A 14055-nucleotide genomic window follows, 5' to 3' on the forward strand; every position below is an offset into this window, starting at 1 on the left:
TACTCTTAATCTTAAAAGAGTCAAACACTTTTTTTAATTAATTTAAACAAGCGCTGCTGATGGAGGGCGATTATAGATAGTTTTTTGAGTTAAACAAGCCCCTAAAACAAAAAAAGATAACTAAAAGTGATTAATTGGCTAATTATTCATCATTTTTGGTGTTTTTAAAGACTGTACTCATCCTTTCGTCAATTTGAGCGCTTATTTTCTGAGGATGATTAAGTTCTTGATACTTCAAACTGCGACAGTCAATATATTCACAATAAGCATGCTCACCTTCAAAAATTTGATCATCTAAAACAACCCGATAACTAAAACTCCCCACAAAGCCTGCACCCAACCCAAATTTAAAATCTCCACGACTTTCTCCTGCAATTTCTATTACTCGATTGGCATCGTTGAGTTGCCAATGAAAATTACGAGGCAAATACATACTTTGATGGTTAGGTGTTTTCACTAAGGGATAAACACGAGCAATATGCAGCTCAAGATGCCGGTCATATACTTGGACTTGATCAGATTCAAAGTCTTTTACATATAAACGTGAATACAAGATTGAATTAAATTGATCCCTTAACTGCAACAGCATAATTTGCTGTGTATCACTCAACTCAATAAGCTGATACACATAAAATGCGAAGGGAAAATACGCAAAGTTCATACTACGTGCATATTCTAGAACACCACGTTGGTTAATCGGATAGGTCTGTCCTGCATAATGTAGCTGACCAACACATTGGCAACTTAATGACCAAAATTGTCCCAATGACCAAGGCAGCTGATAAAAGCACTGTCCTGAATCTAAAGTTTCAATATTCAAATCAAGGCTAAGCTCATCGTCGGTACGCGTGAAATGTATATCAGGCAAATGAGCTGACAAGATTTCACGTCCATCAAAGTTAAATAGGCTGTCCTGATATTCAAATTGTTGTTTTATATCGTAAGCATGAAAATGCCCAATGCTATGCATACTGGTACTCACCAATACTGTTGCTACATCAAGAGGTTGGGTGATATTAAGATGAGATTGCTCAAAAATCGGGGCGCGTGGCTGCCCAATCAGGCTATAAAAATTAAGATAATGTAATGGTGCGGGAAGATTGGGGATTTTAAGTGCTTGATGAATAATTTTATAACGCCCTTGTTGGGCATGTAGCTGCTTGGGGCATGTAGGAGCCTGATTAAATTGTTTAGCACGATTAATTAAATCCTGAAACAATTGCATATCAAGCTCCTTTTCTTGCTATGCCACAGGGTTTTTTCTCGCCATAAAGGTGGTGACAAAACCCGATAATGCATAAATCACAGAAAGTACCAAAATACCCACAGGGATATTATAAGTAATTGCAGCCAAGATAAACACAGCAATCGGCAACACAGCAAATGGCACACGTTTACGATCTACAGTCTTAAACGAATAGTATTTAATATTGGAGATCATTAATAAACCTGCCACTACAATAGACACCGCATTTAAGGTCTGCACACCAATATCACTTAAATCAAAAATTTCAGGGGTATTTAAACCCACCCAAACCAAAGTCACCATGATGATGGCCGCAAGTGGACTTGCAACTCCAATAAAATAGCGTTTATCGACCACACCAATTTGCACATTAAAACGTGCCAAACGAAACGCTGCACAAGCGGTATAGACAAAACATGCTGCCAAGCCTAAACGACCAAGATCATTTAGGCTCCAACTGTACATTAAGATGGCAGGCGCAACACCAAAAGCCAACAAATCTGAGAGTGAGTCAAATTGTTCGCCAAACGCACTTTGCGCACCAATGGCACGCGCAACACGCCCATCTAAACCATCTAACAAGGCTGCCACAAAAATTGCATAAATGGCTTGTTGGAATTCGCCATTCATACTGGCAATAATTGAATAAAAGCCTGATAACAACGCTGCGGTTGTAATCAGGTTCGGCCACAGATAGATTCCACGACGTTTCACCTTTTGCCCTTCTTGAGTTTGTTCTTCTTCCACCACTTCAAAGGTAATCCCATCATGATCGTGATCTTGAGAACTATATTCTCCTTCAGGCTTCGATTGATTTGTCATTATTTTCTGTCCTAAGTGTAACCATGTATCTCTAACTTAAGGGTTGGTGCTTATTCGCCAACCAACCAACGTACTGCTGCGTGACCGCCATTTTCGCTCATACGTAAATGCGGGAATAACCACTGTAGAGCTTCATCGGCATCTTGAGAGAATTTCCAAGGTGGATTGATCACCAACAAACCACAGCCATTTAAGCCCACTGGTGTATCATCTGGCCACACACATACTTCACAAACCAACTGACGACGAATACCTGTTTTAAACATTTTTTTCTCAAAACGTTCAATCATGGCACGGTCTTTAATTGGATACCAAATGGCAAAACAACCTGTAGGCCACTTTTTATAAGCTGCTACAATTAATTCTACCAACTGTGGGAAATCCTTACGTTCAAGTTCGTAAGGCGGATCAATCATTACCATGCCACGTTTTTCTTTAGGTGGGATTACACCCAATAAACCTTCGTAGGCATCACGCTCGTGTAAACCTGCACGGCGGTCACGAATGTTCATATAAAGCTGTTGAAACACATCACGTTGCATTTCAAAAATCGTGGCTTTATCTGTTTCACGCATGCCTTCTAAAGCAAACCACGGCGAACCTGGATATGCACCTTTGCCTGAACCTTCACGCATTTTTTCAACAATATCTAAATACTGTTTTACACCCTCAGGCGCATTGCGTTTAATTGACTCATCTAGTTTCACCAAACGATGAATACCGGTAAGAAACTCACCTGATTTTTGTGCAGCTGAGGTTGATAAATCATATTTACCCGCACCGCCATGCGTATCGATATAACGATATGGCTTATCTTTTTGATTGAGGCGAGTCAAAATCTGAAGCAATAAAACGTGCTTCATGACATCGGCAAAGTTGCCTGCATGGAAATGGTGTCGGTAATTCATGTTTCTTTCATTCCTAAGATCAATGCATATTTTAGCATGAAAAAGTATTTCTTTCCGAGCCGATTCTTGCTCTAGAATAGCTCACCTCTTTTATCATGTTGCGTGAGTTGATCTATGCAAGTTACACAACTGCCGGTTCATTGGAATATTGAACGTATTTTAGATGATTTAGATGAACATGGTTTTACGTTAATTGACGCTGCTTATTCAGAACAATATCAACATGCTGTAGTGGGCGAATGTTTACAGCATCTACAGCAATTTCGCCAAGCGGCCATTCAAAATGGCGTGGTCAGTGATATTCGCAGTGATCATATTTTATGGCTCGGTCCTGAATTTACAATTGCCGATCAACACAGTCAAACCTTATTGGCATTAGCACAACAATTGAACCGCGCATTTTATTTAGGTATTAAAGATGTAGAGGCGCATTTTGCCTGTTATAACGCGGGGGAGTTTTATGCACTGCATCGTGACAACCCTCAAGGTAAAAATGGCCGTATGATTTCAAGCGTTTATTATCTACACCAAACTTGGCAAGATGATTTTGGCGGGCAACTACGCTTACAAGATAAACACGGCAATTGGCATATTATTCAGCCTCAGCCCAATCGTATTGCCTTGTTTCAAAGTGATTTATTACATGAAGTTTTACCCGCGCAACAGCAGCGTTTATCCATTACCGCTTGGTTACGTAGCGACCACAGTATGCTTTAGTGCTTTAAATTTTGAAAAGCAACCTCATAATAGCTAACACACTGCAAAACATTTGAGGAATCAGCCAATGCGTATGACCACCAAACAGATTATTCAACGTATTGGTGAGACAGATCAATTGTTCTTACAAGGCAATACTCCTGAGCTTGCCTTAGAACGTGGCGATCTACGCTTACAATTGGTCACTTTAAGCTGTGTGACCCAAGAGCAGCATCACTTTTTACAAGAAGCGATTGTGCTGCTTGAACAAGGTCGCGTTGAATTTGAAGAAATGCCACTGGATACCTATCTCAATTTATCCCTGCATTTGGCCAAAGCCTATATGTTGTATTTTGAGCTCACGCGTGAAAAGCGTTATGCCTTGATTACTCAACAAATCATGAAACCCTTAAGCCATGCAGATCACGGCGATGTGTTGTTCTTTTTAGCATATGCTTCGGCTGTTAAAGAAGAACCTGCCATGACACGTCATTGGTTGACCAAATACAGTAAGCGCAAAGACTTTGACTTTGAACTGGTACAGCAGCATCCTTGTTTTAGCGCATATCGCGAACAAGCGTGGTTTATGAACGTGTTAAAGCAAAAACTGCACTAAAAAAAATGCCTCACTTGAGGCATTTTTTTATGCAGTTTGTAATTTGTGTGCATCCATATGCAATTGCTGATTAAGTTCATCGACCCAAATTGCCCAATCATCATCTTGCACCAAATGACTAATGAGCAAAGAACGTTGTCCTTTATTCCAAAATGCTGCGTCATGTAAAGACACACTTGCAGGCAATTGATGCGTACGTACGTAAAGTTCAATGGCAGCAGGGCTGTTGGCCAAGCCAAGTTGGGCAAATAGCAGCTCTAAAGATGGTTTAGTTTGCATAATGAGCGCCTCTTATCAGTTTATCTTTAATTTATTATTCTTATAACTTATAAGAAAGCTTAAAAAAAACCTAGCACTTTGACTAGGTTTATTGTGTGTTTTTGTGAGCAATAATTACTGTGCGTGCATTTGTTCATTGAGTTGGTCAATCACCATTGCCCATTCATCATCTTTTTTCCAATGACTAATTAAAAAATCTTTTTGTGATGTTGTCCAAAAGTCAGCTTGATGCATAGGGGTATTTATATCTAATTGATGTGTAGCAATAAATTGCTCTATTGCCTCTGGGCTACTGTCTAAACCCAATTGTTGAAATAGTAATTCTTGAGTTACATCCATATCTAACATTCAAACAGCTCCTCAGCTTTATGGGTATTCAAATTAACATGTGGCGTTTTGAGCTTATGCTGAATATTATAGATTTGCATGTTATTTTTTGTACAAAAAAAGCACTCCAAGAGGAGTGCTTTTTCTAACTTAGCTTAACGCTAAATTAGTTAAGCATGTCAGCAACTGCTGCACGTTCTTCTTCAAGCTCATTTAGAGTGAAGTTGATACGCTCACGGCTGAATTCGTCGATTTCAAGACCTTGAACGATCGTGTATTCGCCATTTTCGCAAGTTACAGGGAAACCGAACATTACGCCTTCAGGAATACCGTAAGAACCGTCAGAAGGAATACCCATAGTAACCCATTCGCCGTTTGTACCAAGCGCCCAATCACGCATATGATCGATTGCAGCGTTTGCAGCAGATGCAGCAGAAGATAAACCACGTGCTTCGATGATCGCAGCACCACGTTTACCAACAGTTGGAAGGAACACATCTTTATTCCAAGCAGCATCGTTGATTTTGTCTTTTAAGCTTTCGCCGTTTACAGTTGCAAAACGGTAGTCAGCATACATGGTTGGAGAGTGGTTACCCCAAACAGTCATTGTTTTAATGTCAGATACTGCAACATTTGCTTTTTGAGCAAGTTGAGTTAACGCACGGTTGTGGTCAAGACGTAACATTGCTGTAAAGTTTTTAGCAGGAAGATCTGTCGCAGATTTCATTGCAATGTAAGCATTCGTGTTAGCAGGGTTACCTACAACAAGAACTTTAACGTCGCGGCTTGCAACTTCGTTGAGTGCTTTACCTTGACCGATGAAGATTTCACCGTTTACTTTAAGAAGATCAGCACGTTCCATACCAGGACCACGTGGACGTGAACCTACAAGAAGCGCGTAGTCAGCATCTTTAAACGCAACTTTAGGATCATCAGTACCGATCATGCCCGCTAAAAGTGGGAATGCACAGTCATCAAGTTCCATCATCACGCCTTGAAGCGCTTGTTGAGCTTTCTCAACAGGAATTTCTAATAATTGAAGAATAACTGGTTGGTCTTTACCCAACATTTCACCGCTAGCGATACGGAATAATAGGCTGTAACCGATTTGACCAGCAGCGCCAGTAACGGCAACGCGAACAGGTTGCTTCATGTAATTATCTCCAATTGAGGATCGTCATCATAATGATTAAATAGCAGTTGTATTTAATCTTAATAAGCATAAACGGCAAAGATTGTACTCCAATACTTTGACAGATGCATGTAAAAGGCAATGCATTTCACCAAAAGTATGATAGGAAATATAAATAAATTTGCCAAAAAACTCAGTACGCACCTTTTATGTAATAGTGACTTGGACAATTTGACTGCACATCAGCAGGACAAGCCTTGTATTGACCATTGGGCTTATAGCACACCCGAATTTCAGTTAAGTAGCTACTTTTACGCTGTTGCTGACACTGAAAGTGAATCGCCTTAGCCGGCAATCTTGGATTTAACTTACTAAAACGTTGCTGAATATACGCCGCCGAGACCTGATAGGTCTCAGCATGAGATAAATCATTAGGAACTTTCAAATGGTCGGCATAGTTAATAATTGTACGAAAATATTGACTGGCATTCATAGGAACGCACCCCCCAATACTGCGCCATAAATGCACGCGTGCCGCCTCATCTGGCATTACGCGTGCCACAACTTTAGCCTGTAACAGCGGTAAATTTGCTGAAGAGCTGCTCTGACAATGCGCAGATATTTTTTCAGGGTACAAACCTGCAATGTTGAGCGAGTAGCCCTCTAAACATTTACGTTTTTTACTTTCAGTGGCACTTAAATCACACATGGCAGGGGTCAGCTGAATATGCATGACATAGCCGGTGGCTGGAGTACCCGCATATGCATGACTCCAACCATATAAGCCCATTACTGCAATGCCTGACCAATATTTTACAGCATTCATTCTCAAACCTATGGACTCACCATACGCATTGGGATGGTTGGCATACGTTGACTCAGTGGTTTTAAACCTTGACCCAACAATGCACCATAGTGGGTAGCATTAGTCATCACATGTTTGACATAGTCACGCGTTTCTAACAAAGGAATTGATTCAGTGTATTGATCAGCAGCTAAAGCCTGTTGTTCTGGCTGCCAACGGCGCGCACGATTTGGTCCTGCGTTATAGCCTGCTGTCGCTAATACAGCATTTTGACTCAATTGCTTTTGAATCATAGACAAATAAAATGTGCCATAACGTAAATTGGTATTGGGGTCGGTTAAAGCCGCAGGGTTATAGGCTTCACCCATATTTTTAGCCACTAATTTTGCAGTATCTGGCATGATTTGCATTAAGCCACCTGCACCAACATGTGAGCGAGCTGCGGTATTAAAACGACTTTCTTGGCGCATTAAGCCATATGCCCACGCCGGATCAATCCCTGCACTATAACTATGTTGAGTGACTAAATTTTTGTGTGGCATCGCATAACGATAATTATAGTTATGTTTTTGATGTGTACGATCTGCAGCATAAATGGCGCGGTCATACCAACTCATATCGGTGGCGCGTTTAGCAGCTGCCAATAACAAACCATCATCTTGCTTTAAATAGGCTTGGCGCACCGCCCAATTCCACTCACGATTGACATAACTGTCATTGGCACCAATCTGACGCAAATTAAAAGCGCGATTAAAATGAATATCTTGACTTAAACGCATCACATCACTTTGACTTGGCTCTACGCTTATTGGCAACTTAGCCGCCTGCCCTACACGCTCTTGTGCAAGTAAGTTATGGTAATCATCACCTTGTGCTAAGCGTTTATAAATTTCTTGTGCAATACGTTTAGATTGTTTATCGCCACGTTGTTCAGAAGCACGCGCCAACCAATATTGCCAACGATCTTCTTGGCGTTGATTGACACTCATGCCATCAATAGCACGAATTACCCCTTCCCAATTGCTAAAGCGAATCGCTTGACGAGCATAAATCTCAGATTCTTCTGGGCTAAATGGCAAACCGTAGCTGGCATCTAAATACTGAATCACTTCAGGTTTAAAGTTATTTTTCATGACCGTTGTGCCACCAATGTAACCCACGGCGCGGTATAAAGCGCGCTGCACATCTTGAGGCACGCCCTCGGCTGCACGTTGCACTGAAGACAATGCTGTTTCTAAATTACTATCGGCCAAACGCCCCATGGCATAGACTAAATAAGCATGATCGGCAGTGCTCACTTTGGGAGCTGACCATAAATAATTAAGTGGATTGGCTTGAATTTGATTGAGCTGCGCAAGTGCTAAACTTACATTCATACTTTGCGCTGTGGCAATCGCTTGACCGGCTTGACCTGCGCGCAATTGCACCCATAAACGCTGCTCACGATCTTTGATTGTCATGAGTGGGCTGGACAGCATCATACGTCCTAAGCCATTACAAGATTCAGGTTGGGTGTTAGTGGTCAGCCACACATCTTTATATTCTGCAAATACTAAAGGATCGCCTGTTTGGGCACGCACTTGTGCAATCGCACAGCTCTCTGCCCGATCGGCATTACTGACATATTGCAACACAGGTGCAGCACTGACAAAATCACTGTGTTTGACTTTTTCTTCTACATAATCGGCACTGAGTTTCTCAGCCATCGCAGAATGAGGATAACGCTGTGCAAAACTCATAATCGCATTGGGGCTTTGCGTGGCTAAATTACGGTTAAGCAACCAATATTCAGGATAATAACCCAACACATCATTTTGCATAGACACCTGATACTGTCTTAACAATTCGGTGTTACCCGCGTTGGCAGCGCGTAGTGCGTCATGAAACTGTTCATCTGCAGCCGAAGCACAGCCTGCCATTGCCAATGCCACGCCCCCTAATGTCCATTTTAAATGTTTTTTGTGTGTGCTGAAGGTAGACATACGCTGCTGCTTGATCATGTGGGTATCGCCTGAGTTATTTTACTCATCATTTTGGTTAGTTTAATGAGTCTGAATCACATCTTGTGTTGAGTTGTGTAACCTGATGATTACGCAATATTAATTTTCAGACATTTTTTATCCATAAATCAATCTGATGCCAAAGCCAATTAGCGCTGTCCGTTTGCTAAAATTTCCTGTTAAAATATGCGCCTTTCATTTCACGTGCATGGCTTGGTAATTTTGCCACATTGTGGGTTTAAACCCCAAATGCGCCGTGCTTTATTTGCTTATTATTAGGAGCCTACATGACGGTTCAAACCTTCACTCCTTCTGCTGCCCCAGCTGCCTCAGAAAACACTGTTACCCAGCCACAGCACACCTTAGTCGATGGATCAGTGAAAAAACTGTATATCGAAACCCAAGGGTGTCAGATGAATGAGTATGACAGTCATCGTATGGCAGATCTGTTGGGCGATTCGCACGGTTACGTGCTTACTACAGACCCCAAAGACGCCGATATTTTGCTCATGAATACCTGTTCTATTCGTGAAAAAGCCCAAGAGAAAGTATTCTCAGAGCTTGGGCGTTGGCGTAAGCTCAAAGAAAAGAATCCAGATTTAATTATTGGTGTGGGTGGCTGTGTGGCATCGCAAGAAGGCGATAACATTCAAAAACGTGCCAATTATGTAGATATGGTATTTGGTCCACAAACTTTGCACCGTTTACCACAAATGCTCGATCAACATTTTGATCAAGTTGAAAAGCCAAAAAAAGAAAAAATTAAATTGGTAGATATCTCATTTCCTGATATCGAAAAATTTGATTTCTTACCTGAACCCCGTGTGGAAGGTTATAAAGCTTTTGTGTCAATCATGGAAGGCTGTTCAAAATACTGTTCATTCTGCGTGGTGCCTTATACCCGTGGTGAAGAAGTATCACGTCCTTTAGATGATGTCTTGGCTGAGATTGCCACTTTAGCTGAAAAAGGTGTGCGTGAAATTTCTTTATTGGGTCAAAACGTCAATGGTTATCGTGGCGAAACCTTTGATGGGCAGATTTGTACCTTTGCCGATTTGTTACGTCTTGTTGCAGAAATTCCGGGCATTGGACGTTTACGTTACACCACGTCGCACCCGCTTGAATTTAACGATGATTTAATTCAGTGCTACCGTGACTTGCCACAAATGGTGTCGCATTTACACTTACCAGTGCAAAGTGGTTCAAACGCTGTATTGCAAGGTATGAAGCGCAACCACACCATTGATGTATATATTGAAAAGATCAAAAAATTACGTGCCGTGCGTCCGGATATGCATTTATCCAGTGACTTTATTATTGGTTTCCCTGGCGAAACCGATGAACACTTTGAAGAAACTTTCCAATTTATCAAAGATTTAGACTTTGATCACTCGTATAGCTTTATCTATTCAAAGCGTCCGGGTACACCCGCATCAGAGCTTGAAGATACCACGCCTGAAGAGGTGAAAAAAGATCGTTTAGCCAAAGTTCAACAATGGATTAAACGCTCAAGTATTGATAAAACAGATGCGATGCTCGGTAGTATTCAACGTGTATTAATTGAAAAAGTCTCTGATAAAGATCCTAATCTTTTGGTTGGTACAGCCGACAATACCCGTTATGTGACCTTTATTGGTGATCCATCATGGGTGGGTCGTTTTGCTGAGATTGAAATCACTGAGATTAAAACTTTAAATTTAGTTTATGGTGAGCTCTTGAATCTTGAGCCTGACGTGGCGTAAGGTAAAGCTACTGCCATAATAACGATATCTAAAGGAATTCTCTTGACTGCAACGATTCGACGTACAGTAAATTTTCCCGGCATTTCAATGGACCGTTTACAAAATATGCTGGGTGCATATAACGGTCACTTAAAGCAAATTGAACAACGCTTAAATGTACAAATTTCCCATCGTGGTGACAGTTTTTTTGTCGATGGGGAAATTGCAGCAGTCGAAAGCACCGAAGTGCTGTTGCAAAGCTTGCATGATGAAGCCGAAAGCCAACCGATCAGTGCCAATACTTTGCATATTATGATCCAAGGCAGTCAGACCGATCGCGAGCTACAAGAGGATACTTCTGAGGAGCACAGCGCTTTAGAACATGTGTGGTTACAAACCCGTAAAGGGCGTATTAACCCACGTGGTGCCAACCAAAAACGCTATGTGCAACGTATTTTACAAAGCGACATTTCATTTGGTATTGGTCCGGCAGGTACAGGTAAAACTTATCTTGCCGTGGCTGCTGCCGTGGATATGTTGGAACGCAACGAAATTCAGCGTATTTTATTGGTGCGTCCTGCGGTTGAAGCGGGTGAAAAACTTGGCTTTTTACCCGGTGATCTCACTCAAAAAATCGACCCATATTTACGTCCATTGTATGACGCTTTATATGAAATGCTCGGTTTTGAAAAAGTCGCTAAACTAATTGAACGCCAAGTGATTGAAGTTGCACCACTGGCTTATATGCGTGGTCGTACCCTTAATCACTCGTTTGTGATTTTAGATGAAGCACAAAACACCACCCCTGAACAGATGAAAATGTTTTTAACGCGTTTAGGTTTTGGTTCGCGTGCTGTGATTACCGGTGACGTCACTCAAGTAGATTTACCGCGCGGTCAACAATCAGGTTTGGCACATGCTTTACGTGTCATTGATAAAATTCCAGAAATTCATATCACACGTTTCCATTCTCGCGATGTGGTGCGTCATCAATTGGTACAAAAAATTGTTGAAGCCTACGAAGGATGGGACAGTGAGCAGCAACGTTTAAGTACTGCCGAGCGTGAGCAACGCAAAGCCCTACAACACGCCTTAGTTGCAGAAAATGATGCCAAAGCTGATCAGCAGCATTAAGATAAAGGATCTGTTTTGAAAATCAGTCTCTCGCTACAACAAGAATTTAACGCGCCTGAGCTTGTACTCAAGCGCGCTTATATCAAAAAAGTTGTAGAAACCACACTACGCTACATCGAAACACAAAGTGATTGTGACATTGGCATTGCCTGTGTAGACAATCAAGCTAGTCATAAGCTTAATCTTGAGTATCGTCAAAAAGATAAACCTACCAATGTATTGTCTTTTCCAAGCGATTTACCTGATGAAATGGCGGCAGTGTTAGACAGCTTCCCGATTGGCGATTTAGTGATTTGTATTCCGGTGGTGCTTGAAGAAGCCTTTGAGCAACATAAAGCACCGCTTGAACATTTCACCCATATGTTGGTGCATGGTACGCTGCATTTAATGGGCTATGACCATGAAACCTCAGATGAAGAAGCTGAAGAAATGGAAGCTTTGGAAATTGAGATTTTAGCCAAATTGGGTCTTGCTAATCCCTATTTAGAACACGATTAAAAACCAGCGAGCTTCGGCTCGCTTTTTTATTTCACTTCAAACTCTGCATTGGCAGGGTCAAAGCGCCAGGTACGCACCACTCTTAATTCTTCAATGTCTTGTAAGCCTGCGTCAAAGCGCGGAAAAGGTGCAGCTTTACGTACCGAAGCTTTAGCGGCTTCATCAAGCACGGCGTAACCTGAACTTTCCAATAAGCGTAGCGCCATAATTTTGCCGTTGCTTGCCAAAATCACCATTAAGCGTACTTCGCCTGCCAAACCTAACTGTTGTGCTTCTAGCGGATAGTCACGGTTGCCATAAAATTCAACTTTCTTACGAAATTTTTCTAAATAGCCTGCCGCAGGATCAGCCTTGGCATGAATCCCATTCACAGTTTTGATTTTTTGTTGGCGGCTAAAATTTTGCTGTTGTTCTAAATATTCAGCTTCAATACCGGCAATCATCGCCGCTTGCTGTTGATACTGACTCTGCAACTGGTCAACTTTTTCTTGTACCCGATCTTGTTGATGCTGTTTTTGCCAACTTAAAGTGGTCATTAAAATTTGTTGATCATGACTGGTTTTAGACTGTGCTTGTTGTTCAATAGTGTGCTGTTCAGACAAATGCTGACCTTGACTGCTATGAGATTGACGCTCAAGGCTTTGGCTCGCAATACGATGCGCTTCACGAAAAGTACCCGCGCCTTGTTGATCGGCTTGGGCTAAAAAATCGCTATGCTCAATTTGATCACTGCTTGGACGAATACTAATCGCGATTTCTTTAACGGCTTGATCGGGTGTGGTTGGCATAGCAAATTGCACCGAAAGCAAGGCTAAATGCAAGATCACAGCGCATGCCACCATCATCATAAAGAGCCGATCTTGCCACCATGGCTGCTGTAAGGGTGTCATTTTTTTTAGCATACATTAAACCGACAAAAAGCCTAATTCCCTAAAGTGCAGAAATACAGTATAAGAACAGCATAGCCACAGATATTTTTATAGATTACAGCACATTATTGTAGCCTAAAACCCTAAGCAGAATTTTGCTACACTCAAAAAATTATCAATATCATGACCGACAGCCAGGATTCCTATTATGCAATCACTCATAAACAATATTTCTAACCGCCTTCGCCAAGTGTACCAAAAGGCTGAAGGATTTATTGAAGATGAACGTGAATTTGCACTGTCGCAAGTGTTTTTAAATGCTACGTTTCAACGCTTTGTAACCGATAATGTTGGGCTACTTAAAGATTTACATGCTGATTTACATGACGATTGGCTACGCCTATATGCGTCAATTGACGTTAAAGGCATGCAACTGACCTTGTCGGTGGATTTAAAATTGTTGCAAATGGAACTCAATAAAACCAAGCAATTGATTGTCTTTGAGCAAATCAGCAATACTCAAATTTTAGATGCCAAATATCCCAATAAAATGTACCAATGGGGCGTACAAAGTGCCTTATTCTTTTACCATAAAGTATTAAAAAAAGATCCTTTAGGTCCAATTTTACAAAAATTTGAAGTGCTCGACGTTAAAGATGATTTACTGTATTTAGACTTAAACCGTTGGTTAGGTAAAAACCGCTCTATTATTGACACTTTAAGCAAGGTCAATATCAATCATGCAGAACTACGAGAAGCGCAAATTGTGGTAATGGGCAATGTCAACTTAATGGCATTAATGAACAAAATATCTGAAGAACAACACACACATCAAGCAAGTGAAGAGGTAAGCCACGACAATAGCGTGACGCCTATTAAGCAAAAATAACTGTTATTTTTTGCACAACTAGGTAGCACAACCTACATAAAGCTACAGTTTTCACTCAAATTGAAATTTTTTATCCATAATCTAAGTGCATAATATTGCTGTATAAATATTAT

The 14055-nt window shown here is 41.2% G+C and carries 15 protein-coding genes; 6 read left to right on the forward strand and 9 right to left on the reverse strand.

All coding sequences use genetic code 11. The features are described 5' to 3' along the window. Positions 1 to 142: 142 nt before the first annotated feature. From Q0017_RS03165 to Q0017_RS03175, 3 genes are read right to left on the reverse strand one after another with little or no spacing between them, the layout of a single operon-like run. Entirely contained in the window at positions 143 to 1225 is a 1083-nt protein-coding gene (locus Q0017_RS03165) for a DUF6670 family protein (protein ID WP_298142579.1), read from the reverse strand. Between the two features lie 18 nt (positions 1226 to 1243). After that, positions 1244 to 2068, reverse strand: coding sequence for a CDP-diacylglycerol--serine O-phosphatidyltransferase (pssA, locus tag Q0017_RS03170; protein WP_297426890.1), 825 nt, complete (start codon positions 2066 to 2068; stop codon positions 1244 to 1246). A 50-nt stretch (positions 2069 to 2118) separates the two neighbouring features. Beyond that, entirely contained in the window at positions 2119 to 2976 is an 858-nt protein-coding gene (locus tag Q0017_RS03175; RefSeq protein ID WP_298142583.1) for a 23S rRNA (adenine(2030)-N(6))-methyltransferase RlmJ, read from the reverse strand. A 114-nt stretch (positions 2977 to 3090) separates the two neighbouring features. On the opposite strand from Q0017_RS03175, the gene Q0017_RS03180 reads away from it, so the two are divergent. Continuing rightward, on the forward strand, positions 3091 to 3693 hold the full coding sequence (locus Q0017_RS03180) for a 2OG-Fe(II) oxygenase (RefSeq protein ID WP_298142585.1): 603 nt from the start codon (positions 3091 to 3093) through the stop codon (positions 3691 to 3693). Between the two features lie 67 nt (positions 3694 to 3760). Continuing rightward, positions 3761 to 4288 (forward strand): hypothetical protein, encoded by a 528-nt coding sequence (locus Q0017_RS03185; RefSeq protein WP_298142588.1) that lies wholly within the window; start codon positions 3761 to 3763, stop codon positions 4286 to 4288. A 27-nt stretch (positions 4289 to 4315) separates the two neighbouring features. Here the strand turns inward: Q0017_RS03185 and Q0017_RS03190 are convergent, their stop codons facing one another. The 5 genes from Q0017_RS03190 to Q0017_RS03210 form a co-directional block, all read right to left on the reverse strand. Beyond that, a complete protein-coding gene (locus Q0017_RS03190; protein WP_298142592.1) occupies positions 4316 to 4567 on the reverse strand; it encodes a DUF2789 family protein in 252 nt (83 codons plus the stop codon). Between the two features lie 114 nt (positions 4568 to 4681). Beyond that, positions 4682 to 4915: a DUF2789 family protein gene (locus tag Q0017_RS03195; RefSeq protein ID WP_298142595.1), complete on the reverse strand. Its 234-nt coding sequence runs from the start codon at positions 4913 to 4915 to the stop codon at positions 4682 to 4684. A 145-nt stretch (positions 4916 to 5060) separates the two neighbouring features. Continuing rightward, entirely contained in the window at positions 5061 to 6047 is a 987-nt protein-coding gene (locus Q0017_RS03200) for a malate dehydrogenase (RefSeq protein ID WP_298142598.1), read from the reverse strand. Between the two features lie 172 nt (positions 6048 to 6219). Next, on the reverse strand, positions 6220 to 6852 hold the full coding sequence (locus Q0017_RS03205; protein WP_298142600.1) for a ribonuclease I: 633 nt from the start codon (positions 6850 to 6852) through the stop codon (positions 6220 to 6222). Positions 6853 to 6860: 8 nt separating this feature from the next. Beyond that, on the reverse strand, positions 6861 to 8750 hold the full coding sequence (locus Q0017_RS03210) for a lytic transglycosylase domain-containing protein (protein WP_298142731.1): 1890 nt from the start codon (positions 8748 to 8750) through the stop codon (positions 6861 to 6863). A 368-nt stretch (positions 8751 to 9118) separates the two neighbouring features. Between Q0017_RS03210 and miaB the strand changes: the two genes are divergently transcribed. The 3 genes from miaB to ybeY are packed head-to-tail and all read left to right on the forward strand — an operon-like array spanning position 9119 to position 12184. Next, entirely contained in the window at positions 9119 to 10573 is a 1455-nt protein-coding gene (gene miaB, locus Q0017_RS03215) for a tRNA (N6-isopentenyl adenosine(37)-C2)-methylthiotransferase MiaB (protein WP_298142602.1), read from the forward strand. 42 nt (positions 10574 to 10615) lie between these two features. Further along, positions 10616 to 11686: a PhoH family protein gene (locus tag Q0017_RS03220; RefSeq protein ID WP_298142604.1), complete on the forward strand. Its 1071-nt coding sequence runs from the start codon at positions 10616 to 10618 to the stop codon at positions 11684 to 11686. Between the two features lie 15 nt (positions 11687 to 11701). Beyond that, positions 11702 to 12184: an rRNA maturation RNase YbeY gene (gene ybeY / locus Q0017_RS03225; RefSeq protein ID WP_298142607.1), complete on the forward strand. Its 483-nt coding sequence runs from the start codon at positions 11702 to 11704 to the stop codon at positions 12182 to 12184. Between the two features lie 26 nt (positions 12185 to 12210). On the opposite strand, the gene Q0017_RS03230 is transcribed toward ybeY, so the two are convergent. Further along, positions 12211 to 13086: an energy transducer TonB gene (locus Q0017_RS03230; protein ID WP_298142610.1), complete on the reverse strand. Its 876-nt coding sequence runs from the start codon at positions 13084 to 13086 to the stop codon at positions 12211 to 12213. 175 nt (positions 13087 to 13261) lie between these two features. On the opposite strand from Q0017_RS03230, the gene Q0017_RS03235 reads away from it, so the two are divergent. After that, positions 13262 to 13942: a hypothetical protein gene (locus tag Q0017_RS03235; RefSeq protein WP_298142613.1), complete on the forward strand. Its 681-nt coding sequence runs from the start codon at positions 13262 to 13264 to the stop codon at positions 13940 to 13942. The last annotated feature ends 113 nt before the right edge of the window (positions 13943 to 14055 follow it).

Source organism: uncultured Acinetobacter sp. (assembly GCF_947624825.1).
Taxonomy (GTDB): domain Bacteria; phylum Pseudomonadota; class Gammaproteobacteria; order Pseudomonadales; family Moraxellaceae; genus Acinetobacter.

What these genes read in the sequence shown, in the direction of transcription:
- Q0017_RS03235 (WP_298142613.1), top strand. Translation starts at nt 13,262, where the DNA reads ATGCAATCACTCATAAACAATATTTCTAACCGCCTTCGCCAAGTGTAC.
- Q0017_RS03205 (WP_298142600.1), bottom strand. Translation starts at nt 6,852, where the DNA reads ATGAATGCTGTAAAATATTGGTCAGGCATTGCAGTAATGGGCTTATAT.
- Q0017_RS03175 (WP_298142583.1), bottom strand. Translation starts at nt 2,976, where the DNA reads ATGAATTACCGACACCATTTCCATGCAGGCAACTTTGCCGATGTCATG.
- Q0017_RS03230 (WP_298142610.1), bottom strand. Translation starts at nt 13,086, where the DNA reads ATGCTAAAAAAAATGACACCCTTACAGCAGCCATGGTGGCAAGATCGG.
- Q0017_RS03190 (WP_298142592.1), bottom strand. Translation starts at nt 4,567, where the DNA reads ATGCAAACTAAACCATCTTTAGAGCTGCTATTTGCCCAACTTGGCTTG.
- Q0017_RS03195 (WP_298142595.1), bottom strand. Translation starts at nt 4,915, where the DNA reads ATGTTAGATATGGATGTAACTCAAGAATTACTATTTCAACAATTGGGT.
- Q0017_RS03180 (WP_298142585.1), top strand. Translation starts at nt 3,091, where the DNA reads ATGCAAGTTACACAACTGCCGGTTCATTGGAATATTGAACGTATTTTA.
- Q0017_RS03165 (WP_298142579.1), bottom strand. Translation starts at nt 1,225, where the DNA reads ATGCAATTGTTTCAGGATTTAATTAATCGTGCTAAACAATTTAATCAG.
- Q0017_RS03200 (WP_298142598.1), bottom strand. Translation starts at nt 6,047, where the DNA reads ATGAAGCAACCTGTTCGCGTTGCCGTTACTGGCGCTGCTGGTCAAATC.
- miaB (WP_298142602.1), top strand. Translation starts at nt 9,119, where the DNA reads ATGACGGTTCAAACCTTCACTCCTTCTGCTGCCCCAGCTGCCTCAGAA.
- Q0017_RS03185 (WP_298142588.1), top strand. Translation starts at nt 3,761, where the DNA reads ATGCGTATGACCACCAAACAGATTATTCAACGTATTGGTGAGACAGAT.
- Q0017_RS03210 (WP_298142731.1), bottom strand. Translation starts at nt 8,750, where the DNA reads ATGGCAGGCTGTGCTTCGGCTGCAGATGAACAGTTTCATGACGCACTA.
- pssA (WP_297426890.1), bottom strand. Translation starts at nt 2,068, where the DNA reads ATGACAAATCAATCGAAGCCTGAAGGAGAATATAGTTCTCAAGATCAC.